This is a genomic window from Prosthecobacter fusiformis, from assembly GCF_004364345.1.
Lineage (GTDB): Bacteria > Verrucomicrobiota > Verrucomicrobiia > Verrucomicrobiales > Verrucomicrobiaceae > Prosthecobacter > Prosthecobacter fusiformis.
The window spans coordinates 669670-693633 of sequence record NZ_SOCA01000001.1 but is presented as its reverse complement, the minus strand read 5'-3'; the positions used below and the strand labels follow the sequence as shown (position 1 = coordinate 693633).

The 23964-nt window shown below is 57.6% G+C and carries 17 protein-coding genes; 8 read left to right on the top strand and 9 right to left on the bottom strand.

Features of this window, described 5'->3' with window-relative positions; all coding sequences use genetic code 11:
- Window positions 1-107: 107 nt before the first annotated feature.
- On the top strand, window positions 108-2441 hold the full coding sequence (locus EI77_RS02590) for a PSD1 and planctomycete cytochrome C domain-containing protein (RefSeq protein ID WP_133793190.1): 2334 nt from the start codon (window positions 108-110) through the stop codon (window positions 2439-2441).
- Window positions 2442-2478: 37 nt separating this feature from the next.
- Here the strand turns inward: EI77_RS02590 and EI77_RS02585 are convergent, their stop codons facing one another.
- Together EI77_RS02585 and EI77_RS02580 are read right to left on the bottom strand one after the other, a co-directional pair.
- Window positions 2479-2979 (bottom strand): GNAT family N-acetyltransferase, encoded by a 501-nt coding sequence (locus EI77_RS02585; protein ID WP_133793189.1) that lies wholly within the window; start codon window positions 2977-2979, stop codon window positions 2479-2481.
- A gap of 99 nt (window positions 2980-3078) precedes the next feature.
- Entirely contained in the window at window positions 3079-4530 is a 1452-nt protein-coding gene (locus tag EI77_RS02580; protein WP_133793188.1) for a Gfo/Idh/MocA family protein, read from the bottom strand.
- A gap of 163 nt (window positions 4531-4693) precedes the next feature.
- On the opposite strand from EI77_RS02580, the gene EI77_RS02575 reads away from it, so the two are divergent.
- Window positions 4694-5338: a hypothetical protein gene (locus EI77_RS02575; RefSeq protein WP_133793187.1), complete on the top strand. Its 645-nt coding sequence runs from the start codon at window positions 4694-4696 to the stop codon at window positions 5336-5338.
- 76 nt (window positions 5339-5414) lie between these two features.
- Here EI77_RS02575 and EI77_RS02570 read toward each other — a convergent pair whose 3' ends face one another.
- Both EI77_RS02570 and EI77_RS02565 read right to left on the bottom strand, forming a co-directional pair.
- Window positions 5415-6851, bottom strand: coding sequence for a 3-keto-disaccharide hydrolase (locus EI77_RS02570; RefSeq protein WP_133793186.1), 1437 nt, complete (start codon window positions 6849-6851; stop codon window positions 5415-5417).
- A gap of 37 nt (window positions 6852-6888) precedes the next feature.
- Window positions 6889-7626: an ion transporter gene (locus tag EI77_RS02565; protein ID WP_133793185.1), complete on the bottom strand. Its 738-nt coding sequence runs from the start codon at window positions 7624-7626 to the stop codon at window positions 6889-6891.
- Window positions 7627-7807: 181 nt separating this feature from the next.
- Between EI77_RS02565 and EI77_RS02560 the strand changes: the two genes are divergently transcribed.
- Window positions 7808-9988, top strand: coding sequence for a transglutaminase family protein (locus EI77_RS02560; protein WP_166646982.1), 2181 nt, complete (start codon window positions 7808-7810; stop codon window positions 9986-9988).
- A gap of 120 nt (window positions 9989-10108) precedes the next feature.
- Window positions 10109-11038, top strand: coding sequence for a nucleotidyltransferase family protein (locus EI77_RS02555; protein WP_166646981.1), 930 nt, complete (start codon window positions 10109-10111; stop codon window positions 11036-11038).
- Window positions 11039-11087: 49 nt separating this feature from the next.
- On the opposite strand, the gene EI77_RS02550 is transcribed toward EI77_RS02555, so the two are convergent.
- Window positions 11088-11672, bottom strand: coding sequence for a DinB family protein (locus EI77_RS02550; protein ID WP_166646980.1), 585 nt, complete (start codon window positions 11670-11672; stop codon window positions 11088-11090).
- A gap of 80 nt (window positions 11673-11752) precedes the next feature.
- On the opposite strand from EI77_RS02550, the gene EI77_RS02545 reads away from it, so the two are divergent.
- Window positions 11753-12130, top strand: coding sequence for a winged helix-turn-helix transcriptional regulator (locus EI77_RS02545; protein WP_133793181.1), 378 nt, complete (start codon window positions 11753-11755; stop codon window positions 12128-12130).
- Window positions 12131-12166: 36 nt separating this feature from the next.
- On the opposite strand, the gene EI77_RS02540 is transcribed toward EI77_RS02545, so the two are convergent.
- The 4 genes from EI77_RS02540 to EI77_RS02525 all read right to left on the bottom strand — a co-directional run bounded on the left by EI77_RS02540 (window position 12167) and on the right by EI77_RS02525 (window position 16118).
- The gene (locus EI77_RS02540) at window positions 12167-12574 is read right to left on the bottom strand and encodes a DUF2752 domain-containing protein (protein WP_133793180.1); all 408 of its coding nucleotides are present in this window, start codon (window positions 12572-12574) and stop codon (window positions 12167-12169) included.
- A gap of 10 nt (window positions 12575-12584) precedes the next feature.
- On the bottom strand, window positions 12585-13109 hold the full coding sequence (locus EI77_RS02535; RefSeq protein WP_133793179.1) for a CD225/dispanin family protein: 525 nt from the start codon (window positions 13107-13109) through the stop codon (window positions 12585-12587).
- A 28-nt stretch (window positions 13110-13137) separates the two neighbouring features.
- Entirely contained in the window at window positions 13138-13629 is a 492-nt protein-coding gene (locus EI77_RS02530; RefSeq protein ID WP_133793178.1) for a GYF domain-containing protein, read from the bottom strand.
- A gap of 116 nt (window positions 13630-13745) precedes the next feature.
- Window positions 13746-16118: a copper-transporting P-type ATPase gene (locus EI77_RS02525; RefSeq protein WP_133793177.1), complete on the bottom strand. Its 2373-nt coding sequence runs from the start codon at window positions 16116-16118 to the stop codon at window positions 13746-13748.
- Window positions 16119-16579: 461 nt separating this feature from the next.
- On the opposite strand from EI77_RS02525, the gene EI77_RS02520 reads away from it, so the two are divergent.
- From EI77_RS02520 to EI77_RS02510, 3 genes are all read left to right on the top strand, one after another.
- The gene (locus tag EI77_RS02520) at window positions 16580-19624 is read left to right on the top strand and encodes a cadherin-like beta sandwich domain-containing protein (RefSeq protein ID WP_133793176.1); all 3045 of its coding nucleotides are present in this window, start codon (window positions 16580-16582) and stop codon (window positions 19622-19624) included.
- Window positions 19625-19647: 23 nt separating this feature from the next.
- Window positions 19648-22647, top strand: coding sequence for a choice-of-anchor D domain-containing protein (locus tag EI77_RS02515; protein ID WP_133793175.1), 3000 nt, complete (start codon window positions 19648-19650; stop codon window positions 22645-22647).
- A gap of 365 nt (window positions 22648-23012) precedes the next feature.
- A complete protein-coding gene (locus EI77_RS02510; RefSeq protein WP_133793174.1) occupies window positions 23013-23909 on the top strand; it encodes a terminase small subunit in 897 nt (298 codons plus the stop codon).
- Window positions 23910-23964: the final 55 nt, after the last annotated feature.

Here is a 23964-nt window from a genome sequence, read left to right as displayed (position 1 = left end):
GTCCCTTTCAGACCGAAGCCGTACCCACCAACCAGGGTACGGCTTTTTTCTTTAATCCGGCTTTGTGAAAGCCAGGCCCCCATGCCGACGAAATAGTCTTCTCGACCATGCGTTTGCCCTTCCTTCTGCTGACTGCCCTTTCCGCCTCCGCCTGGGGGGCTGTGGATTACTCTGCGGAGATCAAGCCGCTGCTGCAGACCCATTGTGTGAAGTGCCATGGAGCCACCACGCAGAAGGCGAAATTGCGCCTGGATACGGCCGCTGCGGCGATCCAAGGCGGTGGACGAGGTGTATCCGTCATTCCCGGCAATGCGGATGACAGCCTGCTTTATCAGGTGGTGGCCGGGACCCACAGTGAAATCTCGCAGATGCCTTACAAGCGCGGGCCGCTGGATTCCGCCCAAATGGCGCTTTTAAAGCAATGGATCGTGGAAGGTGCCCAGGCTCCTACGGCTGAAAAACCCAGTGATGACCGTCACTGGGCTTACATCGCCCCACAGAAACCTGAAGTCATCGGTCACGGTCCAGGCAGCAATCCCATTGATCTTTTGATCCAGGCCAGACTAAAAAAGGAAGGATTGAAACTTTCCCCGCCGGCCACGCCGGAAACGCTCATCCGGCGTCTGCACTTGGATCTGACAGGCCTCCCGCCCACATCGGCGGAAGTCGCCACATTTGTCCAGGCCGCGCAAAAGAATGCTAAAGCCGCTGCTGCCTCAAAAATCACGCAACTTCTCAGCAGTCCCCATTATGGCGAACGCTGGGGCCGCTGGTGGTTGGATCAGGCACGCTATGCGGACAGCAATGGTTATAGCATTGATGCCCCGCGCAGCATCTGGCCCTATCGCGACTGGGTGATTAATGCCCTGAACGTGGACATGCCTTTTGACCAGTTTAGCATTGAGCAACTTGCCGGTGACATGCTGCCAAAGCCGACTGAAGACCAGCGCATCGCCACAGGTTTTCACCGCAATACCCAGATCAATAATGAGGGTGGCATTGATAAAGAACAGTTCCGCATTGAATCCATCTTTGACCGTGTGGCCACCACCGGCACCGTCTGGCTAGGCCTCACCATCGGCTGTGCGCAGTGTCACGACCATAAGTTCGATGCCATCAGCCATGAGGAATACTTCCAGTTCTTCGCCTTTCTGAACAACCAAGATGAACCGGTTCTGAGGGTGGAGGATCCCTCCCTCAATGTGGTGGAACTGGAGGCCGAACAAAAAGTGCTGCAAGATAAAATCACGGCTCACATCGCTGAGCATCAGGAAGAGTTCACCGTCTGGGAGGCGGAGCTTTCCCCCGCTGCCCTGGCCCAGCTGCCCAAAGACCGCCGTGCCACCCTGAAGCGCCCGGTAAAGGAACGCAGCCTCACCCAGCAGCGTCTGCTTTTCGCCAGTGGCCCTGGTGCGGCGGATCAAGTGTTCCGTTCATTCAATGAGCGTTACATGGAAATCACTGGCCTGCTCACCAAAGGCACCACCACCCTGGTGATGAAGGAGCTTGGTCAGCCCCGGAAGACCACCCTTTTTATCAAGGGTGATTTCACCCGCCCGGCTGCTGAGCAAAAACCAGCCGTACCTGCCGTCCTGCATGATTTAAACGTCACCGATCCGAATCGCCTGGATCTCGCCAAATGGTTGGTTAGCCGGGACAATCCGCTGACTGCCCGCGTCATCGTCAACCGTATCTGGCAGCAGTATTTTGGCCACGGTCTCGTGGATACTGAAAACGACTTCGGCACGATGGGCAGCCTGCCCACCCATCCCGAACTGCTCGACTGGCTCGCTGTCGAGTTCATGGAAAACGGCTGGAGCCTCAAGCACATGCACCGCCTCATTGTCAGCAGTCAGACTTATCAGCAGAGCAGTTCCCTGCCTGCTGACCGCTCAACCAAAGCCCTGGCTGTGGACGTGAACAACCAGCTCCTTTGGCGTCAAAACCGCCTCCGCCTGGACGCGGAAATCGTCCGCGATGTCTGTCTCAGTGCCAGCGGTCTCCTGGCACCGGCACTCGGCGGTCCGCCCGTGTATCCACCCATCCCAGAGGGCGTGCTTAGCCTCGGGCAGGTCAAGCGCACTTGGCCTTTGAGCAAAGGAGCCGACCGTTACCGCCGGGGTCTTTACACCTTCGTCTTCCGCGCCACGCCGCCTCCGGGCCTCAGCGTCTTTGATGCTCCCGATGGCTTCAGCACCTGCACCCGCCGCCTCCGCAGTAACACGCCCCTTCAAGCCCTCACACTTCTCAATGACAGTTCATTCGTCGAGTTCGCTCAGGCTTTGGAAGAAATCGTAAAAAAGGACGGGCTGGATGCTGCCTTTCGCCGCTGCACTTCGCGTCTTCCGAGCGAGGATGAACGTGCTACGCTCAACCAGCTTCAGCCCCAGGAAATCGCCCGCGTCTTGTTGAATCTGGACGAGACAATCACGCGCGAATAACTGGAAGTGTTACCGAAACTCTCAAGCCAACGCGCCATTATTCGGGTGCGGAAAGGAGGACGGGCATTTCCATGCTGATATTGCATCGCTGGTAATGCGGCTTTTCATCCAGTGTTTCCTGGAACCCGAGTTTCCGGTAAAGACGGATGGCAGATGCCAGTGAGGTATTGCTTTCAAGAAACAGCCGGGTCATTCCACAGGCCCTCGTTTTTTCAATAGCGGCTTGGCCCAGCAACCAGCCGACCCCTTTGCCCTGAGCGGAAGGTGAAACCGCCATCTTCGCCAGTTCATAGGTCTGCGCATCATGCGGGATCAGGGCACACACGCCCACGACTTCTCCACCCTGCACCGCTACCAGGATGTGACCACCGATGGCCAGAATGTTTTTGTCCGGCTCATGCAGCACGAGCCTGTCAGCCTCCACCACCTCGAAATAAGCCGTGATCCATTCTTCATTCAGGCGTCTGAATGCATCGGCATGCACGGGCTGATAAGGGACAATTTGAATGTCCTGGGGGAGTGTTTTTGGCTGCTGCACCCGCTATAATAGGTAGTTGGTTGGAGGCAGGTTTTGCTTTTCCTGAGTGACAGACCGGCAGTCAGGCAACGATGTGCCTGACTGCCATTGAGGAAAAACTTACACCGCCTCAGGTACCGCAAAGCCTTCACGGTATTCCCGCTTCAGCAGTGCCAGGGCTTCAGGTGTGGCAGATTCGCCGATGAAAGTTTCCTTCTCGGCATCGATCTCAAGGATCGGCCCCACCTTCACATCGCCCGGCTTCAAGGTCACCTCATTGGCCGTCAGGTGAGCAGGCAGATCTTCAATGACTTCCTGCCACGGCTGGAAATCCTTGAGACGTGCTTTAGCCGTGTCCAGATCAGCGTTCTGGCCGAGCTGCCAGGAGATGTTGCCCAGGTGGCACCAGGCGCTGGAAAAATGAATCTGCTCGATCTCCGCTTTCAGGTCGCTGCTTTTGCGTGAGCGCACAGCGGCGATGAAATTGGCCGCGTGAGTGCCGCCACCATCACCCTTGAATTTCTGGATGACCTTGCCCTCTGGATCATGGGCTGAGCCACCGCCACGCCCGCCGGCATAGTATCCACCTTCACACTCGATGATCATGAAGGCGCTGGAACGGCGGCGGCGATACACATCGGGTGCCTTCATCCCCTTTTGACGAGGCAGGTTATGTACGTCCATGATCACTGGGACCACGCCGGTGTCATAATAAAGGAAATGGGTGTTTGGCGTTTCACCTGCGTCATCCCAGCCGTAACGGCCACCGCCAGCCAGCACTCGCTTCGGCAGGCTGACCTTGTCGCGAAACACCACATTGCGCAGGTCATCCAGAATGTGCGGACCCCAGTTGCCCAGTTCGCCGTTGCCGGTGTTCCAGTTCCAGTGCCAGTCATAGTGGAATTTTTCCCGCAGGATCGGCACATCCTGGGCAGGGCCTAACCACAGATTGTAATCCACCGTCGTTGGCGGTGCCAGGGGCGTGTCACGTTTGCCGATGGTCGCGCGCATGCCGTAGTGGTTGCAGCGCACATACTTCATCGCGCCCAGCGTGCCGGAGTCCAGGTACGCCTTCAACTCATCATGAAAGGGATCACTGCGCTGCTGAGTGCCGCCCTGGACGATGCGGTTATACTTGCGGGCTGCAGCCACAAGCTGGCGCCCCTCCCAGATGTTATGAGACACGGGTTTCTCCACATACACATCCTTGCCCGCCTGGCACGCCCAGATGGCGGCGAGCACGTGCCAGTGATTGCCTGTGGAAACAATGACGGCATCAATGCTTTGATCATCCATCACATGACGGAGATCCTGGGTCGTCTTCGCATTCGGAAAGGTCTTCTTGGCGCGATCCAGGGCGACGGTATCCGGATCACAAACATAGGCGATCTCTACCCCAGGAACCTTGGAGAAACGTTTGGCATTTCCTGTTCCCTGACCACCAACGCCGATGGCCGCTACCCGCACTGTTTCATTCGCCCCGAGTACGCGCGAGGCTGACAAGGCTGTGGCTGCTAGGGCCGTGTGACGAATGAAGGAACGACGGGTCGTGGGGGCTGGTTGAAGGCTCATGTTCCTAGGTTTATAAAATCACAAAGAGATGGGCAAGCGGAAAACAGGCAGAAACACTGCTGCTTATCTTAGGCTGATCCGTCGGGTTTAGAATAGCATAAGAAATAAACGGGTGTTGCAGGGCTACGGATTTTCAGTGAAGGATGGTGAGTGTCCTCGTTTTATGAAAACTTTTTTACTCCTGGCGCTCACTCTCTTCAGTGCTTCGCATCTCAATGCCCAAAGCGCGTCAGTTCCGATGCAGGGCAACCTCCTTCGTTCAACCTCGGGTAGAACCCTCAATGAGCGCGGCCTGTCTGATGGGACAATGCCTTTGAAGAAAGACCGGGTCTATGACGTGATTGAACAGAAGATGGGTTATGTCGTCCTGGCTGTCGCAGGCAGGCAAGTGGTGGTGAATAAAAGTGATGTTGAGCTTACGCCCAAGCCTCAGATACCGGCATCCATGCCTGAAAATCCGGCGGCACTCCCACCGACTCCACCGCCAGCCGCTGAGTTTAAACCGGGAGAAATTGTCCTGTTGAGTGCCAAGTACACCCTTCAGGGAAATCAGGCTCGCAATGTGAAGAACCGCCTGGCCAAGCTTATTCCCATGGGCACCCTTACTCAGCCTGTAAAAATTCTGGTGACGGATGCGCTGAGCACCGCCGCCGCTAACCAGGGCAATGTCGCTGTCATCACCACTTCAGGTTACGGCGTTGCGTCTGTTCAGATGGCACCGAAGAATATCCTCACAGTCGAATACACTTATAACGGAGAGGCCCGGCAACAGCAGGTTACTGAAGGATCCTATTTGATCCTTCCCTGATCATGCGGACTCTCTAAGTCTCACAAAAAAGCCCGCCATGGAATCCAGGGCGGGCTTTTTGTTGGAAGGCCAATTTCTACAGCTTCTTCACCCGGAAGCTGCGGAAACCCACGGGATCATTGTGACCGGCGAAGCCGATGAAACCACTCTTCTTATCCAACCCCTTCGGCGTCTGTTTGGGGTCCAGCTTGCTACGGTCCACTTCATCCAGATTTGCATCCAGGATCTTGGTGCCATTCAGCGTGACGGTGATCTGGTTGCCCTTCACAGTTACCTCTTGATAATTCCATTCACCGACCGGGCGCAGATAGCCGTGCTTGGCACCGATGACACCATACACGGAACCATGATATTGGTATTCCTTGAGGCCTGGTTTGCCCGCCGCAGCGGTCTTGGCGTTGTAGCCATCACTGTCGATGACTTGGAGCTCCAGCCCTCCCCAGGCGGCATTGCCTTCCAGGTCTGCCCGCAGCGCGATGCCGTTATTGCCCGCAGGTGGCAGGATGAATTCCGTGCGGATGATGCAGTCGCCAAATTCTTCCTTGCTTAGCAGGTTGCCGCCTTTGCCTTCTTGGCAGTAAATCGCACCGTCCTTCATCTCATAGTTTTCCACCGCTCCCTGCCAGTTGCTCAGGTCCTTGCCGTTGACCATTTCGGTAAATCCTTCGTCACCCGCGGCCAGGGTTTTGTCCGCCTCGGCCGGGCTGATTTCACGGATGAAAATATTGCGCCAGCGGATTTCGCTGCCGTGGGTCTGGAGTTCGATGGGGCCTTTGGCAAAGGCCGGATCCTTCATGAATCCTGCTGGTTTTGGCGGAGCCACTTCCCCTTCTTTCGGTTTCACATAGGCCAGGTAACCGGCCTTCTTGTTGGCAAAGAAGTTTTCCAGGACGGCATTGTCCACCACCTTTTCACCATTGAAAATAATGGTCACACGCTCGCCGATCATGGTGATTTTGAAGCTGTTCCATTCGCCCAAAGGTTTGTCCATTTTCTTACTCGGGTCCTTGCCTGGAGCACCGGCGCTGTTGTTCCAGAGACCGCCTGATCCCTTCGCGCGGCCCAGTCCCTTGGGATCTTCTTCATTCGGATCCCAGATCTGCACCTGCGGGATGCCGCGCAGATACACCCCGCTGTCCCCCAAGGGTAAGGCCTTGTATTCCACCCACAGCTCGAAGTCTCCATAGTCCTTGTCCGTGGTCAGGTAGAGGCCCTTGCCATCATTCACCAGCTCACCGTTGTCCACGGACCAGTGAGCATTGATGTGGTCATCCACGGGCTTCCCTTTTTTATCCACCGTGCCGCCTTCCACCGACTTCTTTTTATAATCCGCCTGCTCTTCCGGCGTCATGGCCCACAGTTCACTCGGGTCCCGGGTGCCCCAGCCATACCAACCGGAGAGATCTTTGCCATTAAACAGCGCGGTGAAGCCTTCTGGCGGGACATTGTTTTCAGCGTGCAGACCGGCCGCAGCAGCCAGGGCCAGCAAAGAGGTATAAAAGGGTACTTTCATGGTGAAGAAGTGAGTCGGGTGCTAAGCGTGCGATCTTTCAGGGTGTCTGCGTGTCCGTGAAGCGCTTTTCGATACTTTCGAGACGCTCCCTCAGCATCCGCACTTCATTCACCAGCTCTCTCATATCCCCGTCGTCCCTCTTTAGCTCAGGCTCTACAAAGAAGCGGGCGAACAATCCCGTCAGCACCCCGAACAGCCCCACTCCCGTGATCATTAGCAGCATGGCTACAAATCGTCCTCCCACCGTCACTGGATAATGGTCTCCATAGCCGACCGTCGTCATTGTCGTGATGCCCCACCAAAGCGCATCCAGGGGAGATCGGATGTTGGAACCCTCTTCGTTTTCGAAGATCAAAATGGAGATCATGGAGAATAGCAGCAGCACCACCGCCATCAGCACCGTCGTTGCAGCCATGCTGCGTGCCCGGTGCTGGTGCAGGTAGCTCATGATGGCCCGCATAGACCGGAACGCCCGCAGGATGCGCACAATCTGGAAAATGCGCACCGCACGGCCCAGTGTGAAAACATTCGCAGGAATGCAGGACAACAGGTCAATCCAACCCCAGCGCATGAAAGCGATTTTAGATTCAGCCTTGCAGAAGCGGATGACAAAATCACTGAAGAAGACGGTGCAGACGAACACATCCAGGTAGTTCATCAGCTCGCGCACATTCTCCTCCAGCGGCACCGTTAGCTGGATCATCAATGCCACAATGACATAGATGGAAAGCAGCAGCACTAGGGCATCCAGAAAGCGCAGGCGGGACTTGTTCATGCGGAGTGTGGGGTGTGAAGTAGAACCTGAATCAGCCAAAGCGGACTTAAAAGCAGCTCTCTTGAAACAAAGACCGGGCTTTTCCCTCCGTTATCAGGAGAGAGCATTCATTTTTCCATCTTCGTCGCCCTGTCCGCACTCTTTATCTTTCCCGGCGCGTAAATTGCACAACCGTTTTATCATGCGCACCTTCATCTGCCTTTTCCTGCTGGCCATCCCCTTGGCCGCTGCGCCTTCGAAATCGGTCGAAGCCATCGCTGCCGAGGTCAAGCCCTCCGTGGTCAAGGTCATGCAGGTTGGTCGTGACGGGGTGGACGGCCTCGGGGCCGGCTTTGTCGTCAGCGCAGACGGGCTGATCGCTACCAACATGCATGTCATCGGCGAGGCCCGGCGGCTGGAGGTGGAGATGGCCAATGGGGATAAGCACGAAGTGGTGGAGGTCACTGCCACGGATGCCCATTGGGATCTCGCCATCCTCCGCGTTGCTAAAAAAGGCCTGAAGCCGCTCACCCTCGCCGATAGCGACTCCATCCGGCAGGGCCAGCCCATCGTCGCCATGGGCAATCCCGGAGGCCTGGCTTTTAGCGTCGTGGATGGCGTGGTATCGGAGTTCCCGGATGTCATCAATGACATCCCCATGATCCGCCTGGCCATCCCGATTGAAAAAGGCAACAGCGGTGGCCCCCTGCTGGATCGTCAGGGACATGTGCTGGGCATTCTCACCATGAAATCGGCCGTCACCGATAACCTCGGCTTTGCCATGCCCGTCAATGAATTGAAGCACCTCATTGAAAAACCAAATCCCGTCCCGATGCAGCGCTGGCTAACCATTGGTGTGCTAAATCCGAAAGTCTGGACACCCCTCCTCGGTGGCCGCTGGACCCAGCACGCGGGCATCATCAAGGCAGCCACCGCCGGCACTGGCTTTGGGGGGCGCTCCCTTTGCCTGCGGCCTGCGGATAAACCCGAGGGTATCTTTGAGGTCGCCGTCAATGTCCGCCTGGAGGACGAGTCCGGGGCTGCGGGGTTGGTCTTTTGCTCCGATGGTGAGGATGCCCACTACGGCTTTTACCCTTCCGCAGGAAAACTCCGGCTCACCCGTTTCGAAGGTCCGGATGTGTACTCCTGGACCATTCTGGCCGATGTCGCCACCGAGGCTTATCGCCCCGGAGACTGGAACCACCTTCGCGTGCGTGTGGAGCCGGAGCAGATCACCTGCTGGGTCAATGGCCAGCGTGTCCTGGTGCAGACCGATGATGGCCTCCGTGGCGGCAGCGTCGGGCTCTGCAAATTCCGCAACACGGTGGCGGAGTTTCGGGGCTTTCGCGTAGGCTCGGATCTGGCTGAAAAACCCGTCCCCGCGGCACTCGCGGCCACCATTGATATCGCCTTGGAAACCTTCACCAAAAGTCCTGCGGCGAAAAAGGAGACCCTGAAGCAACTTCTCGATAAACCTTCCGCCAGCCGCCGCTTGCTCGTCGAAAAACGTCGCCAGCTAGAGCAGCAGGCGACTGCCCTCCGCGATCTGGAAAAAGACCTGCATCGCCACGCCATCACTCTTGAACTCGCTGCTGAACTAGCCAAGCCTGAAGATCAGATTGATCTCATTCGCGCCACCCTTCTTCTCGCCCGGCATGACAACCCAGAGGTGGAAATCACCCAGTATCTGCAAAACTTCGCCCGCATGGTGGATGATCTGAAGAAGGACCCCGAGATCGCCAAAGGCACCCTGCCAGCCGTGAAGCGGCTCAACCGTTATCTCTTTGAAGAAGGCGGCTTTCACGGCAGCCGCCACGATTACTCCAATAAATCGAACAGCTACATGAACGAGCTGCTGGATGACCGCGAAGGCCTGCCCATCACCCTCTCGGTTCTCTACATTGAGCTTGCCTCCCGTCTCGGGGTGAAAGGTGTCCATGGCATTCCGCTGCCGGGCAAGTTTATGGTCGGTTATCGCGAAGGCCCCGAGGGGGAACTCAAGCTGGTGGATGTTTTTGAGCGTGGCAAGACCCTCTCTGTGGAAGAAGCCGCCCTGGAGCTGACCGAGCGTGGTGAATTTGCCGAAGAGTCCCTGGAGCCCTCCACCAAGCGTGCCATCGTCCTACGCATGCTGAACAACCTCCTCAGCAGCACCCTGGATGATGCCACGGCCATCAAAGAGACGATGCCTTATTTGGATCTCTCCATCGCCCTGGATCCCGATGCCGCCATTCAGCGCATCAACCGCGCCCGCATGAAGGAGCGCCTGGGGCTGAAACAGGAGGCCGCTGAGGACGTTCGCTGGCTCACGGAAAACTTTCCAGAGGACGGCCCTGGAGAGATCAAAAGCCAGCTCCAGGACTGGTTGGATACTTTGGAATAATCCGCCCGCCTTGCCTCTGAGGTCACTTTTTCTCCCTGATTTCATGCCTACGGTCAGGAAGAAACGGTGATCCATCGCTTTCCCGTTTGCACCCGCCTTCCTCCTGCTTACAGGCCGCGCGTGCAAAAAGCTTTCGTTCTCGGTGCTGGCCTGGGTGAGCGTCTGCGTCCTCTCACGGCGCAACTGCCCAAGCCGCTCATTCCCGTCTTCCATCAGCCTCTCATTACGTATGCCTTCGATCACCTGCTGGCAGCCGGAGTGACGGATTTTGTGGTGAATACCCATCACATCCCGGAGGCCTACGCCCAGGCCTTCCCAGAGGGTCGTCATCGTGCCGCGCCTATCGCCTTTCGCAATGAAAGCCCCGTCCGTCTGGAAACCGCCGGCGGCATCGCCAACGTGCGCGACCTCCTCGCTGACCAGCCTTTCATCGTCTATAATGGCGACATTCTCACCGACCTGCCTTTGCAGCCCTTATTAAAAGAGCACCAGGAAAAAGGCAATCTTGTCACCCTCGTCCTGCGCAGCAGCGGCCCCGCTCTCCACATCTCCTATGATGAAACGACAGGTCTCGTCACCGATATCCGCAACAAGCTAGGCACCGGCAGGGAAGGGGAATACCTCTTCACGGGTATCTATGCCTGCCAGCCGGAGATTCACGAATGGCTCACCCCCGGTAAGGTGGAATCCGTCATCCCCATCTTCCTGCGCATGATCCAGGAAGGCGCTCGCCTCGGTGCCGTCGTCATTGATGAAGGCCATTGGTGGGACCTCGGCAGCCGCGCCGCATATCTGGAGGCTCATCAGGCCCTTCATCAGCTTGGCACCGCCCCCGCGCCTGCCATCCACCCCACCGCCCAGGTATCCCCTCAGGCCGTCCTCCTCGGCCTCAATGTCATCGGTGCCGGAGCCGTGGTGGAAGCTGGCGCTGTTCTTGAAGACTGCATCCTTTGGCCGGAATCCACCATCACTACCGGTGCCCATTTAAAGCAGTGCATCATCCGCAAAGGCATCCGCGCTGAAGGGCAGCATACTGGCGTCGATCTATAACCGGAATCGGTCTGTGTTATGGCATAAAACTCGGGGTGCAGACCCCAGCTCACGCTTCCAGCCTTTTCAAAATCTGCTCGATCTGCCTGCGGTGAATACCCAGATGCTGACCGGCCATTGCATGCCACCCTGCCGCATTCAACGGGCCAAACCAGGGATGCGTAAACTTCAATTTTGTATTCAGATCCGGTGCATCATCCACTGCCTTTTGAAGCCCGTCGCAGGAAGTTTCATAATGCCTCAACACCCGCGCCGTCACTTCCTTCCGGGGCTTGACGGACGCGGTGCTCGCCGCTCCTTCCATCGCCACGCCAGAGGTGAGTGCTGTGATAACCTTTGTGATGGAATCATGGACCATGCGCAGATGCTCCAGCGTCATCCAAACGGACCAGTGGCGGCTGCTGTCCTCCATGCCCGTTAACCTCGGGATGAGGATCGGCTCTGCACCCTTGCTCTCCTCGCAGGTCTTCACCAGCTCTTGGATCTTCCGTCGCTCGCTTTGGAAACTCGCGCTGAAAGAAGCCCGGCTGCCAAGCTGCAGTCGGCATTTAAAGATTAACTTGGCCACCATCAGTTCCGGGAAAGGGAGACCCGCTCCCGGAGGAGCCAATTGAGGTTCGGCGTTGAAATCCATGCCCGGTAATCTCACAAACACTTGCAAAAGACAAGTGAAAATACTTGTGGAATGCAAGTGTTGACCGGTAATCATACCCTATGGCCAAAGCCTCCTTGTCCCCTCCAGGCTCAAATCCCCCATCTCGCAGGTCACACTGTCCGGTGGCCTGCTCCCTGGATATTTTTGGGGACCGTTGGACGCTCCTCATTGTGCGGGATCTGGTCCTGGGCCGTAACCGGTTCAAGGACTTCGCCTCGTCACCGGAGAAGATCCCCACCAACATCCTCAGTGACCGTCTGGAGCGCCTCCTCACCCAGGGCTTCATCATCCAGGTGCCTTCCTCTGTAGGTAGCCGCAGGCTCGCCTATGAACTCACGGAAAAGGGCCAGTCATTGATTCCCGTGCTGCGAGCCATCCGCGACTGGGGCTTGAAATGGGAGCCGGGTACCGAAGCCAGGATGGTCCCTTCATCCTGAGAGACTCTCGCCGACTATGGGGGGAAATCCCCCCCATCATTCCATCCCAGCGCGTAGCGGCCACCACGGCAGATTTCGCACGAACCAGAAGACAAAAATGCTGATCACGATCAGCCGCGTCGTTTTAATTCCCGGTCGCAGTTGCCAACGGATGGGTTTCTTGGATACCCAGTTATAAGTTTCCGGCAGCAGGCCCACCAGCGCCAGTGGAAGCAGGATCATGCCCAGCGGATTCAGGGCAAACGCCTCCAGAAAGCGACCGTTTAAACTGGCTGCAGTCGCCCGCGTCATCCCACAGCCTGGACAGTCCAGGCCGGTCCAGCGGCGGAAGTGACAGCCAGGCAGGAAGGGCACCCCGCCTGGCCCATGCTCGCGAAGCTGCCAGGCACCCCAGACGAGGATCGTCACGAGACCCGCAACCAACGCCAGGCGATGCCAGTGCATGAGGCGGATTTTAGAATCCTCCTGTCGCCTGGGCCGCCCCGCCGATGATCATCATGATCACATAAAAAACAAAGACCGCCATACTAAGTCCGAAGGACACCCAGCACCACATTTTGGCTTTCTCAGACGCCTGTTTTGCTCCTGCGTAGTTCCCTGAAGAAGCCAGTCCATCCACCTTGGACGCATAGACGATCGCCGGAATGCCAAAAGGCAGACAGCACAGCACCGTCACCGTGATGGACTGCCAGAGGTAATTCGGAATCGGCTCACCATAAGTGCTGCCCACTGGGGATACGGGGGCTTGGTAGGGATTCGAAAACAGCGGCGGAGATGGCAGAGCCGGGGCTCCTCCTGGTGCACTCATCGTAGTCGCACCGCGCAATTCAGGAATGGCGGCGGCCGGTGTCCAGCCGGACATCCCTTCCTTCCACACCAGGTCATTCGGCTGGATGCTGCCCTCGGCGATCATGCCTGCCAGTTCATCTTGAGACACCGGCCCCAGTTGGGCGCCATCTTTGCTGTAATACCAGTTCATAGGAGTAGTGATGTGAGTGAGAAGGGAATTAGTAACGCGGCTGGTTCAGCAATGCATACACCAGAAACATAATGCCAACCGTGCCTGCCAATCCCATGATCAGGCCAAAGATGGCCCGTCCCATGCCATACTTGGGGCCTTTGGAGGAGAGTTTGCTCTTCCGGATGTCTTGGATGGCAATGAGGGAGATAATGACCGCCACCGGAGCCGGGATGATCAACAGCGAAAACAGCCCCAAATACCCGGCCGCGATGGCCCACGCGGATCTGCCTACCGGCAGCAGCAGTCGCATTCCCGCATCATCCTTCATTGCCTTGGGCTGGGCATGCTGCGGCATGAAAACGGTGTCTGGTAGAGGAGGGGCGAATCCCAGCAACAGCCCTAGCGGTTTCCATTCAGCCAGACCCTCTGTCCAGGCCAGATCCTGATAACGAAACCTCCCGTCGGTCATACCCTCACGAAGTGCCTGTTCAGGGAATGACCCCAGGTGCTGGCCCTCTCGGGCAATGGAATAATGCATATGTACAGGAAAAAACCTGCCCGATGCTTAGCATTCCCACCAAGCGCGGCAAGCCAATTATGACGCAACGCCAGAGAAGTTCTTAACCCCACCTGGAGCCCTCCATCACTGCGGACTCATTTGGACAAATCCAGATTTCGCAGCCTTAGTGCATTGCCGATCACGGAGACAGAACTCAGGCTCATCGCTGCCCCTGCGATCATTGGACTCAGCAGCCAGCCCGTCCACGGATACAGCACACCCGCCGCCAGGGGGATGCCCAGCGCATTGTAAAGAAAGGCAAAGACCAAGTTCTGCCGGATGTTTCTCATCATTGCCCGGCCTAACTGAATAGCATGTACGATCCCCCTTAGATCCCCTTTCACCAGCGTCACAGGGGCCGTTTCCATGGCGATGTCCGTTCCTGTCCCCATGGCCATGCCCACATCCGCCTCAGCCAGCGCAGGCGCATCATTGATGCCATCCCCCGCCATGCCCACCACACTGCCGGGACGTTTCATATCGCTAATCAAACGATGCTTGTCCTGCGGCGTCACTCCTGCATGCACATGCTCAATGCCCAGCGTCTGCGCGATCCGTTTTGCCGTGCGCTCATTGTCACCCGTCAGCATGACCACGGAGATGCCCATCGCTTTCAATTGTGCCAGTGCCTCCGGTGTCGTGGACTTGATCGGGTCACTCACCACGATGGCCGCACAAGCCTGGCCATTCACGGCCACAAAGATGACCGGTTTGCCCTCCGCCTGATGCGGTGTTCCCAGACTCTCCAGAGCCTCGATATGTGCCACCCCTTGTTCTCGTAGGAAGTCCACTTTTCCAATGACGACAGACTTGCCTGAAACGTTTCCCACCACCCCTCCAGCAGGCGTCGCTTGAAAGCCGTTTACTTCAGGCAGCGCCAGCTTCCTGGCTTCCGCCGCCTGCACGATGGCATAGGCCAGCGGATGCTCGCTTTGTCTTTCCAGCCCTGCGGCTAAGCCCAATACATCATCCGCGTTGAATGCACTTCCGGCGACCAGCAGCACCTCCGTTACCTCGGGTCTTCCCACGGTCAGCGTTCCCGTCTTGTCCACCGCCAGCGTGGTGAGCGCCGCCAGCTCTTCAATCGCCGCCGCCTGTCGGATCAGCACCCCCATCTTCGCTCCGCGTCCGATGCCTACCATCACGCTCATCGGCGTTGCCAGCCCCAGCGCACAAGGGCACGCAATGATCAAAACCGCCACCGCATTGGCGATGGCATAGGCCAGTGCCGGTTCCGGGCCTAACAAAAACCATAGAATAAAAGTCAACGCGGAGGCTGCCAGTACCGCTGGGACAAACCATGCCGCCATTTTGTCCGCCAGCGCCTGGACCGGTGCCCGGCTGCGCTGTGCCTGCCCCACCAGATTCACGATCTGCGCCAGCATCGTATCCGCTCCCACACGCTCCGCCTTCACCACTAGGCTGCCATGCTGGTTTAGCGTCCCGCCCGTCACCTGGTCACCGCTTTTCTTCATAGCAGGCTCCGGCTCGCCCGTGATCATGGATTCATCCACGTGGCTTGCACCCTCCACCACGACCCCGTCCACCGGCACTTTCTCACCTGGGCGTACACGCACCTTTTGTCCCGGCTTCAGGGTGTCGATAGCCACATCCTCGTCTCCGTCAGGAGTCACCAGCCGGGCAGTCTTCGGTTGCAGTCCCAGCAGTTCTTGGATGGCACTGCCCGTACGAGCACGGGCCCTCAATTCTAGGACCTGCCCCAACAGCACCAGGACGATAATGACTGCCGCAGCCTCAAAGTACAACGGCAATTGCCCGTGGGCATCCCTCATGGAATCCGGGAACCACCCCGGCACCAGCATCACCGCCATGCTGAATCCTTGAGCCGCACCCACCCCCAGGGCGATGAGGGTAAACATGTTTAAACTGCGATGCCGCAGCGATTGCCATGCTCGTATAAAAAAGGGCTCTCCAGCGGCAAAAACAACAGGGGTGGAAAAGATAAGCTGCATCCACCGCGTCGTTTCACCATTCGCCCAGGCCGCATGACTCCAGGCCGGAACCAAGTGCGCCATCGCCGTCACAAACACCGGCAGCGTCAGCAGCCCGCTCCATTGCAAACGCCAGGTCATGTCCTTCAGCTCCGCATTTTCATCCTCATCATCGCCATCAGCCGTCTGTAACAGTTCCAGCGCCATGCCACACTTTGGGCAGTTGCCAGCATGATCCTCCTGTACCTCAGGATGCATCGGGCAGGTATAAACGGTCTTCTTCTCCGCTTTCCAGACAGGATTGCGTTCCAGTGCCATGCCGCATTTGGGACAGCTTCCCGGCTTGTCAGATTCCACCCCAGGGCACATGGGGCAAAAATACTTGGATGTCGCCATGGGCATCACTGCTTCCCCATGCCCGTGATGTTCATGTCCGCAGCAACTCGCCTTCACCGGCTTCGGTGGTGCATGGCAGCAGGAGGCCTCTGTCTTCGGTGCATGGGAATGAGTGCTCATGGAGGAAATGTGTGATGATTTAAAAGGAGTCCTATTCCCCTCATTCGGTCACCCAAGTTTGAAATCTCATTACATGCCACCAGCTCCACTGTCTGTGCGGATTTAGCGATAGAGTGCTAAAGATTATTCAAGGAGTGATGCGTACTTCCTTATAAATGAGTTCGTTTTTGCCACATGATGATTGACGCACTAGTCTTATAAGACTATAAGCGCCAGTCTTTTGGCGAAGACACGCATCTGCCATTTCGGTGAATGATGATGGCTCAGCTTTATGTCCTGAGCGCATCCCCACATAACAAAGTTATACATTCATCGCACGGCTGTAAAAGCTCCCCATAAGGTGCCGGAGTTTTGTTGCTTCCTTACAACTGTCAAATGCTGACAGAACTGCCATCGGCCTATGCCGTTAGGCCATTTCAGGTGACTTTATCTAGTCTTTGCCTCCTCGATTTTCTTTACTCATGAACTCCCACCGCCCGCTGACGCTCGCCGTTATTCTTCTAGCCGTTCAACTGCTCGGGCCTAGCCTGTTCGCCGCCACCTGGTCCTCAGCCGCTTGGACGGGAGACGCCACCAGCAACATCATCTCAGGCAACACGGTGTGGGCTTATCACTTTGGCACAGCAGAGACGGCCGCGGTCAATGGAGTCAGCGTCCCCGGCATCGCGACCTCGGGTGCGATTCCGTCAACGACACAGTTTTCGCTCAGTGCGTCACCCGTATTCTCGACAGACACCAACAATCTCACTGCGGCGGGCGGCAGCGGCAGTGCGGTCATGGCAGGCGGTTATGTTCTGCCTTCTGGAACGTCCAACATAATCACTCTTAGAGGTCTGACAGAAGGCCAAGATTATGTGGCCTCTTTTTATGGCATGGGCATCGATGCTGAAGGGGTTCGCGATGTGACTTTTTCTGTCCTCGGTGTGAGCCAGACAGTCAATGAGAACGCTTTTGGCGAGAACAACGGTATCCGCGTTGATTATGCCTTCACGGCAACTACGGCGACACGTTTCATCAGCTTATTAGATGAGGAGACCGGTAAGGACTGGGCTCTGGTCGCCCTCGCCTTGCGCACCAAGATCCAGCCAACCATCGGTGCCATCTCGGACCAGAGCATCTATGAAAACGCCACCACCGACCAGATCCCCCTGACGCTCAATGGTGAAAACCCCAATGCGTTTTCCTACACCATCACTTCGGACAATCCCACCCTGGTACCTGCTGATGCCTATAGCTTGGGCGGCGATGGCAGTGGCGGCGGTCAATTCCTGCTCGTCACCCCAGCGGCTAATCAAAACGGCACCGCAGTCATCACCGTACAGGTGAACGATGGCTCGGCCACAGCCAGCACCAGTTTCACGCTCACGGTCAATCCCGTGAATTCACCTCCAGATTTCTCGTTGATTGGTGGTCCTCCGATCACTTCTGCGGGGGATGTATGGACGGCCCCGGGGCAGTCTTACAATTACTTCACCGGGTTCACTTCCTCCCCCAATGCTGACAAGTTACTGGCTTTGGGCCCAGATGACGTCAATGGCGGCTCCTTGCTTTACACTTCGACCGACTTTGGCGCGTCGTGGTCCACCAAGGAGATCTCCGGGAGTCCCCGCCCCTCATTATCCAGGCTGGCGTCCTCCGCCGATGGCGTCAAACTCGCCGCGACATCATCTGGGGAGAGCATCTACATCTCCGCCGATGCAGGGACCACCTGGACCAAGCGGGCTAGCCCCCTTTATTGGAGTGGCATCGCCTCCTCGGCGGACGGCACCAAGCTGGCTGCGGCAGTCGCCATTACTCAAGATTCGTTGGGAAATTCAAAACCGGCTCAAATTTACACTTCCAGCAACTCAGGCCTCACATGGACGGCTCGTGGACCGAAACGCTTCTGGCAATGCATCGCCTCCTCTGCGGATGGCACCATCCTGGTGGCTGGCGACACAGATAGCGAAACCACAAACGATCAGCCTTACGACGGGCATCTCTACGTTTCAACGAACTCTGGTCTGACCTGGACTGCCAGAGGTCCGGATATTGGCTGGAAATCCGTCGCCGTCTCAGCCGATGGCACCAAGCTCGTCGCGGGGGCCGAGTCGGGTTCTATTTTCACTTCTACTGACTCCGGCTTGACCTGGACAGAGAGAGATCCGCAAGGAAGCTGGACCAGTGTCACGATTTCCAGTGATGGTAAAACAATGGCAGGTTCCTCACTGGGTGGCAGCATAGTTTTCTCCAACGACTCTGGAGAAACCTGGAACGAACCTTCAGCGCCACCGGATGTTGATAGCATCTATCAAGGCTACGTCATCAGCTCAGCCGATGGCAAGCGCATGGCCATTTCAGGTAGCAAAATCTATACCTCGATCGCCCCTCCCGGCCCCTTCTCCATCAATGCCAATTCCAACTCGGGTCCTTACACCGCAGGCGGCATCACCAGCAACTTTTCCCCCGGCCCCGTGGATGAGTCCGCACAAGCGCTGACCTCATTCATCGTGTCGAATGACAATGAAGATCTCTTCAGCGTGCAGCCTTCCATTGCCAATGATGGCACACTGTCCTTCACCCCCAGCACTTCCTTTGGCAGCGCCATCGTCTCCGTGATTGCCCAAGACGACGGCGGCACAGCCAATGGCGGTGTGGACACCAGTGAGCCGAAGACCTTCACCATCAATGTGCTGCCCAACACCAATGCCAATCTCAGCAGCTTGGCCCTCAGCAGCGGGGAGCTATCACCAGCCTTTACCCCAGAGACTAAGGCCTACTCCGCCACTGTGGACAGCAGTGTCACTGCCCTCACCGTCACACCGGCGGTGGCACAAGTGAGCGCGACCGTGCAGGTCAAAATAAACTCCGGTAGCTTCGGCAGCGCGGACACGCCGCTTCCCCTCAGTCTTGGCCTCAATAAAGTGACGGTCCTTGTCACTGCACAGGATGGCGTGGTGAGCAATACCTACACCCTCCTTATCCATCGTCAGCTTAGCCTGCCGACCAGCACGGACATCACTGCCTCCAGCGTCACATTGTCAGCCGATGTTTCCAGCGATACAGATCTCGTCATCACGGAGCGTGGTTTCGTCTATGCCCGCACATCCACCAATGCGGCTCCGCTGGTCGGCGGTCCCGGCGTCTTCCGTGTGAGTGCAGTCGGCACCACTGGTGCGTTCACCCTGCCAGTCACCAGCCTTCTTTCCTCCACCAGCTACAGCTACCGCTCTTATTCCACCAATGGCGGCTACAGCCCGGTGATGACCTTCACCACCCTGGCCGCCCTGCCCAGAATCCAGGTCAGCGAAAGCTCCGGCACAGCGATCGAAAACAACACCACATTCGCCTTCGGTGACGCAGCCATCGGTGCGACGAAGACCCGGACCCTGATCATACGCAACACCGGCATCGCCCCGCTCACAGGTCTCACGGCCTCTCTTGTCGGGGCCAATGCGGCAGAGTTCACTGTCGGTAACATCCAGATCTCGCCACGCATCTTACTCTGCTCACAGGCACAGGTGTAGAGTCATCTCCCGCCATCATCACCGTGCAGCGTGAGGGACCGACGATTCCTTTAACGGACAATGACAGTGGGGTGGACTTCGGAAATGTCGTGCAAGGCGCAAACAAGACGATCACCTTCACTCTCCGCAACAGCGGCACACAAAACCTCACCGGCCTCGCATTGACCGCCTTCGGCACTCATGCCAAGGACTTCATCATCAGCGCTCCATCTGTCGGCATCCTCGGTGCGGCGGATACCACAACTTTCACCGTCACACTGCGTCCCAGTGCCCTGGGACCGCGCTCCGCTGTTCTGCGCATCGCCAGCAATGACGCCACCAGACAGCCCTTCTTCCGCATCAATGTCAGCGGCACAGGTACCGCGCCAGAGCTTGATATCACCCAAAGCACACTCGCCATGGCCGATGGCAAAAGCACCGTCAACTTTGGCACCACCGTAGCTGTCGGAGAATCCGTGATTCGTAGTTTCACCCTGACCAACTCAGGCACGACGGACCTGACCTTTAGCAATCTCGTGGTCGATGGCCTTCATGCCTCAGAATTTCAATCCGGTGTCCTGCCCTCTAGCTTGGCACCTGGTCAATCCGCCGAATATTCGGTGACCTTTACACCCACATCCTTTGGCCCGCGCACTGCTGCTCTGCACATAATCAGCAACGATGCCAATGAGTCCCCCTTTGACATCAAGCTCCTCGGCACCGCCATCGGTTCAGAGATCAGCATTGAGCAACCGGTCAAAGTCCTGCTCGTGAGCCAGACCAGCAGCATCGACTTCGGTGCAGTGACCACAGGCTCCACTGCCGTGCGCACCTTCACCTTGAAAAATCTGGGAAATGCGCCGCTCTCCGGGCTGGCCCTCAGCAGTGACTCTCCCCGCTTCGCCGTCTCCGTCCTTCCCGATACTCTCGCGGTCAAAGGCACCACAACGTTCACCGTCACCTATACACCTGATGCCGTCGCTGTTCACTCGGGTGGCATCACCATCACCAGCAATGACAACGATGAAACAAATTTCGTGATTGGCATCACGGGTCAAGGCATCGAAGCCGCACCTCCCACCATCACGCCAGATCCTCAGAGCCAGATCATCGCTTTGGGGCAGCCCGTCACCTTTAGCGCTACCGTTAGCTCACCAGTCGCCATGACCCAGCAGTGGAGAAAGATCACCGGCAGCGCCATCGCCGTGATCAAAGGAGCCACCGTCCCCACTTTCAGCATCCCCGCCGTGAAGCTCATTGATGCCAAGTCCCTCTACCAAATCCTCGCCACCCAAACCACCGGCGGCCAGTTTGCTGAAAGTGCATCGGCAGCGCTCACCGTCGTGGATCGCAAAGCCAGCCTCGTAAACCTCGCTGCAGGGGCCACCGCCACCTTCACCATTGTCGCCGCAGGCAGCAGTGAATTGACTTATGAATGGAGGAAAGATGGAGAGCCATTACCTGACGAATTGATTTATGAAATCAGTGCCACAAATGCACTCATCATCAGCAGTCTCAAAGCTGCAGATGCAGGCACCTACACCTGCCAGGTCACCGGTCCCGGTGGCACCCTCAGCGGTGGCGCCAACGTGTTGACAGTCTTCTCTGCGGCCCCCGTCATCACCCCCAACCCGCTCGTCCTGCCCCCCGCCATCATCGCGGGCAGCTACAGTTTCTTCATCCCGCTGGATCCCGCTCAGGGCACCGCCACCAGCTTCACCAGCACGAAGCTCCCTGCCGGATTAGCCCTCAATACCACCACGGGTGAAATCTCCGGTAAACCCACCATCAGCCAAGCCGCCCCGTATGCATTCACCATCACGGCAAAAAACGCCATCGGCTCCTCGATTGCCCCTGCCACCCTTTTGGTTAGTCCTCTCACGCCCGATGCCGCAGGCAGCTACATCGGCATCATCCCGCGTGGACCCGTGACTCAAGGCCTCGGGGGGCGTATTGATCTCACGATTACTCCGACTGGCAGTTATACGGGCAAGATCACCCTCGGTGCCGATAAAGCCATCACCTTCCCGGCAGGAAGCATCACCTCCAGTCTCGATAGTGACCTCGTCACTGGCACCATCCTGGTCCCGCGTCCAAAGCTGGATCCCGTCACCGTCAGCTTTGTCATTGATACGCTGACCCGTCGCTTCACCCTCTCGGATTGCACCGTCACCATCGGCGCAGACAGCAGTCCCTTCACAGGCTGGCGCAACGTCTGGACCGCCACCGCCCAGGCGGCCAACTATCGCGGCTACTACACCTTCGCCATTGATGTGCCTGTCGAGTTTGAGAGCATCAATTACATCCCTCAGGGGCTTGGTTTCGGCTCACTCACAGTTCCAGTCAATGGTGCGGCATTCCCCTTAGCCGGCAAGCTTGCCGATGGCGATTCCTACACCAGCAGTGCCTTCATCGGCCCCGATGGCGACCTCGCAGTATTCTCCACCCTCCCTTCCAAAGGCACCCTTGTTGGTACCCTCCAGGTCAGTCTTGGTACCGGTCCCGCCTACACAGACAACGCACTGACAGGATCCACGCTCACTTGGTCGCGCCCCGCTTCCATCCCGACCAAGGTGAATCTCTACAAAGACGGGTTTGATCCTATACCCCTCACGGTTGAAGGCGGGCGTTACATTGCTCCCGTCGCACCAGCCATCGTGATGAACAAAATCGCCGGGCCTAACAACGCCAGGCTCGCCTTCTTTGATGCCCGCATCACAGGCCCCCCATCACCGGCGGATCGTTATCTGACGCTCACTTCCAGTGCCTCTCTCACCCTTCCAGCCACAGGCCCCACCCTCACCTCACTGAAGGTCGCCAGCGCCACCGGCATCTTTAGTGGCGGCTTCACGCTCTTGGATAGCCATCCCTTCCTATTCGGTGCCGCCCCCATCAAACGTACAAGCACATTCCAGGGATTGATCATTCCCACCTCCAGCGGCCAGATCGGCCAGGGATACTTCCTGCTCCAGCAACTCCCCACAGACATCTATCCCGCCCCCACCGTACTCCCCACCCTCTCCGGTGGAGTAATCATCGAATAACCCTTCCTCAGCCGAAAGCTGAAAAAACCAGCAGCGCCAGTCTCCAATACGCGAGGCTGGCGCTGCGTTGTTATAATCAATTAAGGTTCATACCTCTCACCATCCTGTTCATCCTGCCATCTTGTTAATCCTGTAGAAAACCCCTCACCCAACCCCCAAAGAAATCTTTCTACCCAAAATCTTTCTACCCTCTGCCCAAATCCCCCACCAAAACTCCACCACTCCCATCTTTTTTCCCCACTTAGCCCAAGTCGCCCCCTCACCCCCTTGCATCCCCCATCGCCCCTCCCCGATGTTACCCCATTCTCCCCCCACCCCGTCCCCATCTTCACACCCCCGAACATCATTAAACACCATTCATCGCCATGATCCCACCCCTCACCCTCAAAGAGCCCCGCCACGAATCCTTCGCCTTCCACCTCGCCTCAGGTCTCGAGCCTAAAAACGCCTACCACTTCGCCGGCTTCAGTCCCAACAACGCCAAAGCCCGCGCCGAAGAACTCGCCCAGGACCCCGACATCCAGGACCGCGTCAACCACCTCAAATCCACCCTCCCTAACACCACTCGTCTGCGGGATCGCTTCGCTCCCTCCCTCCTCCTCATGCCCGAGACCCAGGACCAGATGCTCGCCTGGCTCTGGCAGGTCATGAACGGCACCCGCAAAGTCCTCCCCCTCCAGCTCCGCGCCGCCACCCTCTTCTGTCGCCTCAAAGGCTGGCACCTCCTCAAGCCCATCCCCGCAGAGCAGCAGGCCCCGCCCATCCCTCTCATGGAAGAGGAGCGTCACATCCTCGCCACCTTCAACCAGCACACCCTCACCCAGGACCTCTCCGCCCGCCCCAGCGATCCCAGCAGCCTCATCACCTACCACGCCCACATGGCGGATACCGCCCTGCTCGCCTGTGTCCACTTCCCTAAAGAGCGCCCCCTGCTGCACCCCTCGCCCTTGGCCAAGCCGAAAAACTCAGTGGCACCGCCAGCCCCGACTGCGCCTGAATCCACCCCGGAAACTCTCCCTCAAGAATCCGCCACCTCCCCAGATGAGGAAGCCGCATCCCCCCATGGGGAAACTCCATCCCCATCCCAACCCGTTGAGCCTCAACTTAAAACACCCCCAAATCCCCAAATGGGGAAAAATTCATCCATCGTCCCCGGCTCCCCATTCTCAGCTCCCCCACCCCTCACCGCTCCCTCGCTGTCACTTCTCAGTACCACCCGCAAGCAGGGGCTCAGACAGCGTTTAAGCAGCTCTGCCGCTTGAAAAACCACGCTAAAAAGTTCATTGTTGCGCGACTGGTGAGCTTTTTGGGACATAG

Excerpts from the sequence above, each read along its gene's own strand:
- EI77_RS02575 (WP_133793187.1), top strand. The coding sequence starts at position 4,694 with ATGAAAACTTTTTTACTCCTGGCGCTCACTCTCTTCAGTGCTTCGCAT.
- EI77_RS02580 (WP_133793188.1), bottom strand. The coding sequence starts at position 4,530 with ATGAGCCTTCAACCAGCCCCCACGACCCGTCGTTCCTTCATTCGTCAC.
- EI77_RS02590 (WP_133793190.1), top strand. The coding sequence starts at position 108 with ATGCGTTTGCCCTTCCTTCTGCTGACTGCCCTTTCCGCCTCCGCCTGG.
- EI77_RS02560 (WP_166646982.1), top strand. The coding sequence starts at position 7,808 with ATGCGCACCTTCATCTGCCTTTTCCTGCTGGCCATCCCCTTGGCCGCT.
- EI77_RS02565 (WP_133793185.1), bottom strand. The coding sequence starts at position 7,626 with ATGAACAAGTCCCGCCTGCGCTTTCTGGATGCCCTAGTGCTGCTGCTT.
- EI77_RS02530 (WP_133793178.1), bottom strand. The coding sequence starts at position 13,629 with ATGCATTATTCCATTGCCCGAGAGGGCCAGCACCTGGGGTCATTCCCT.
- EI77_RS02550 (WP_166646980.1), bottom strand. The coding sequence starts at position 11,672 with ATGGATTTCAACGCCGAACCTCAATTGGCTCCTCCGGGAGCGGGTCTC.
- EI77_RS02520 (WP_133793176.1), top strand. The coding sequence starts at position 16,580 with ATGAACTCCCACCGCCCGCTGACGCTCGCCGTTATTCTTCTAGCCGTT.
- EI77_RS02510 (WP_133793174.1), top strand. The coding sequence starts at position 23,013 with ATGATCCCACCCCTCACCCTCAAAGAGCCCCGCCACGAATCCTTCGCC.
- EI77_RS02570 (WP_133793186.1), bottom strand. The coding sequence starts at position 6,851 with ATGAAAGTACCCTTTTATACCTCTTTGCTGGCCCTGGCTGCTGCGGCC.
- EI77_RS02535 (WP_133793179.1), bottom strand. The coding sequence starts at position 13,109 with ATGAACTGGTATTACAGCAAAGATGGCGCCCAACTGGGGCCGGTGTCT.
- EI77_RS02540 (WP_133793180.1), bottom strand. The coding sequence starts at position 12,574 with ATGCACTGGCATCGCCTGGCGTTGGTTGCGGGTCTCGTGACGATCCTC.
- EI77_RS02525 (WP_133793177.1), bottom strand. The coding sequence starts at position 16,118 with ATGAGCACTCATTCCCATGCACCGAAGACAGAGGCCTCCTGCTGCCAT.
- EI77_RS02545 (WP_133793181.1), top strand. The coding sequence starts at position 11,753 with ATGGCCAAAGCCTCCTTGTCCCCTCCAGGCTCAAATCCCCCATCTCGC.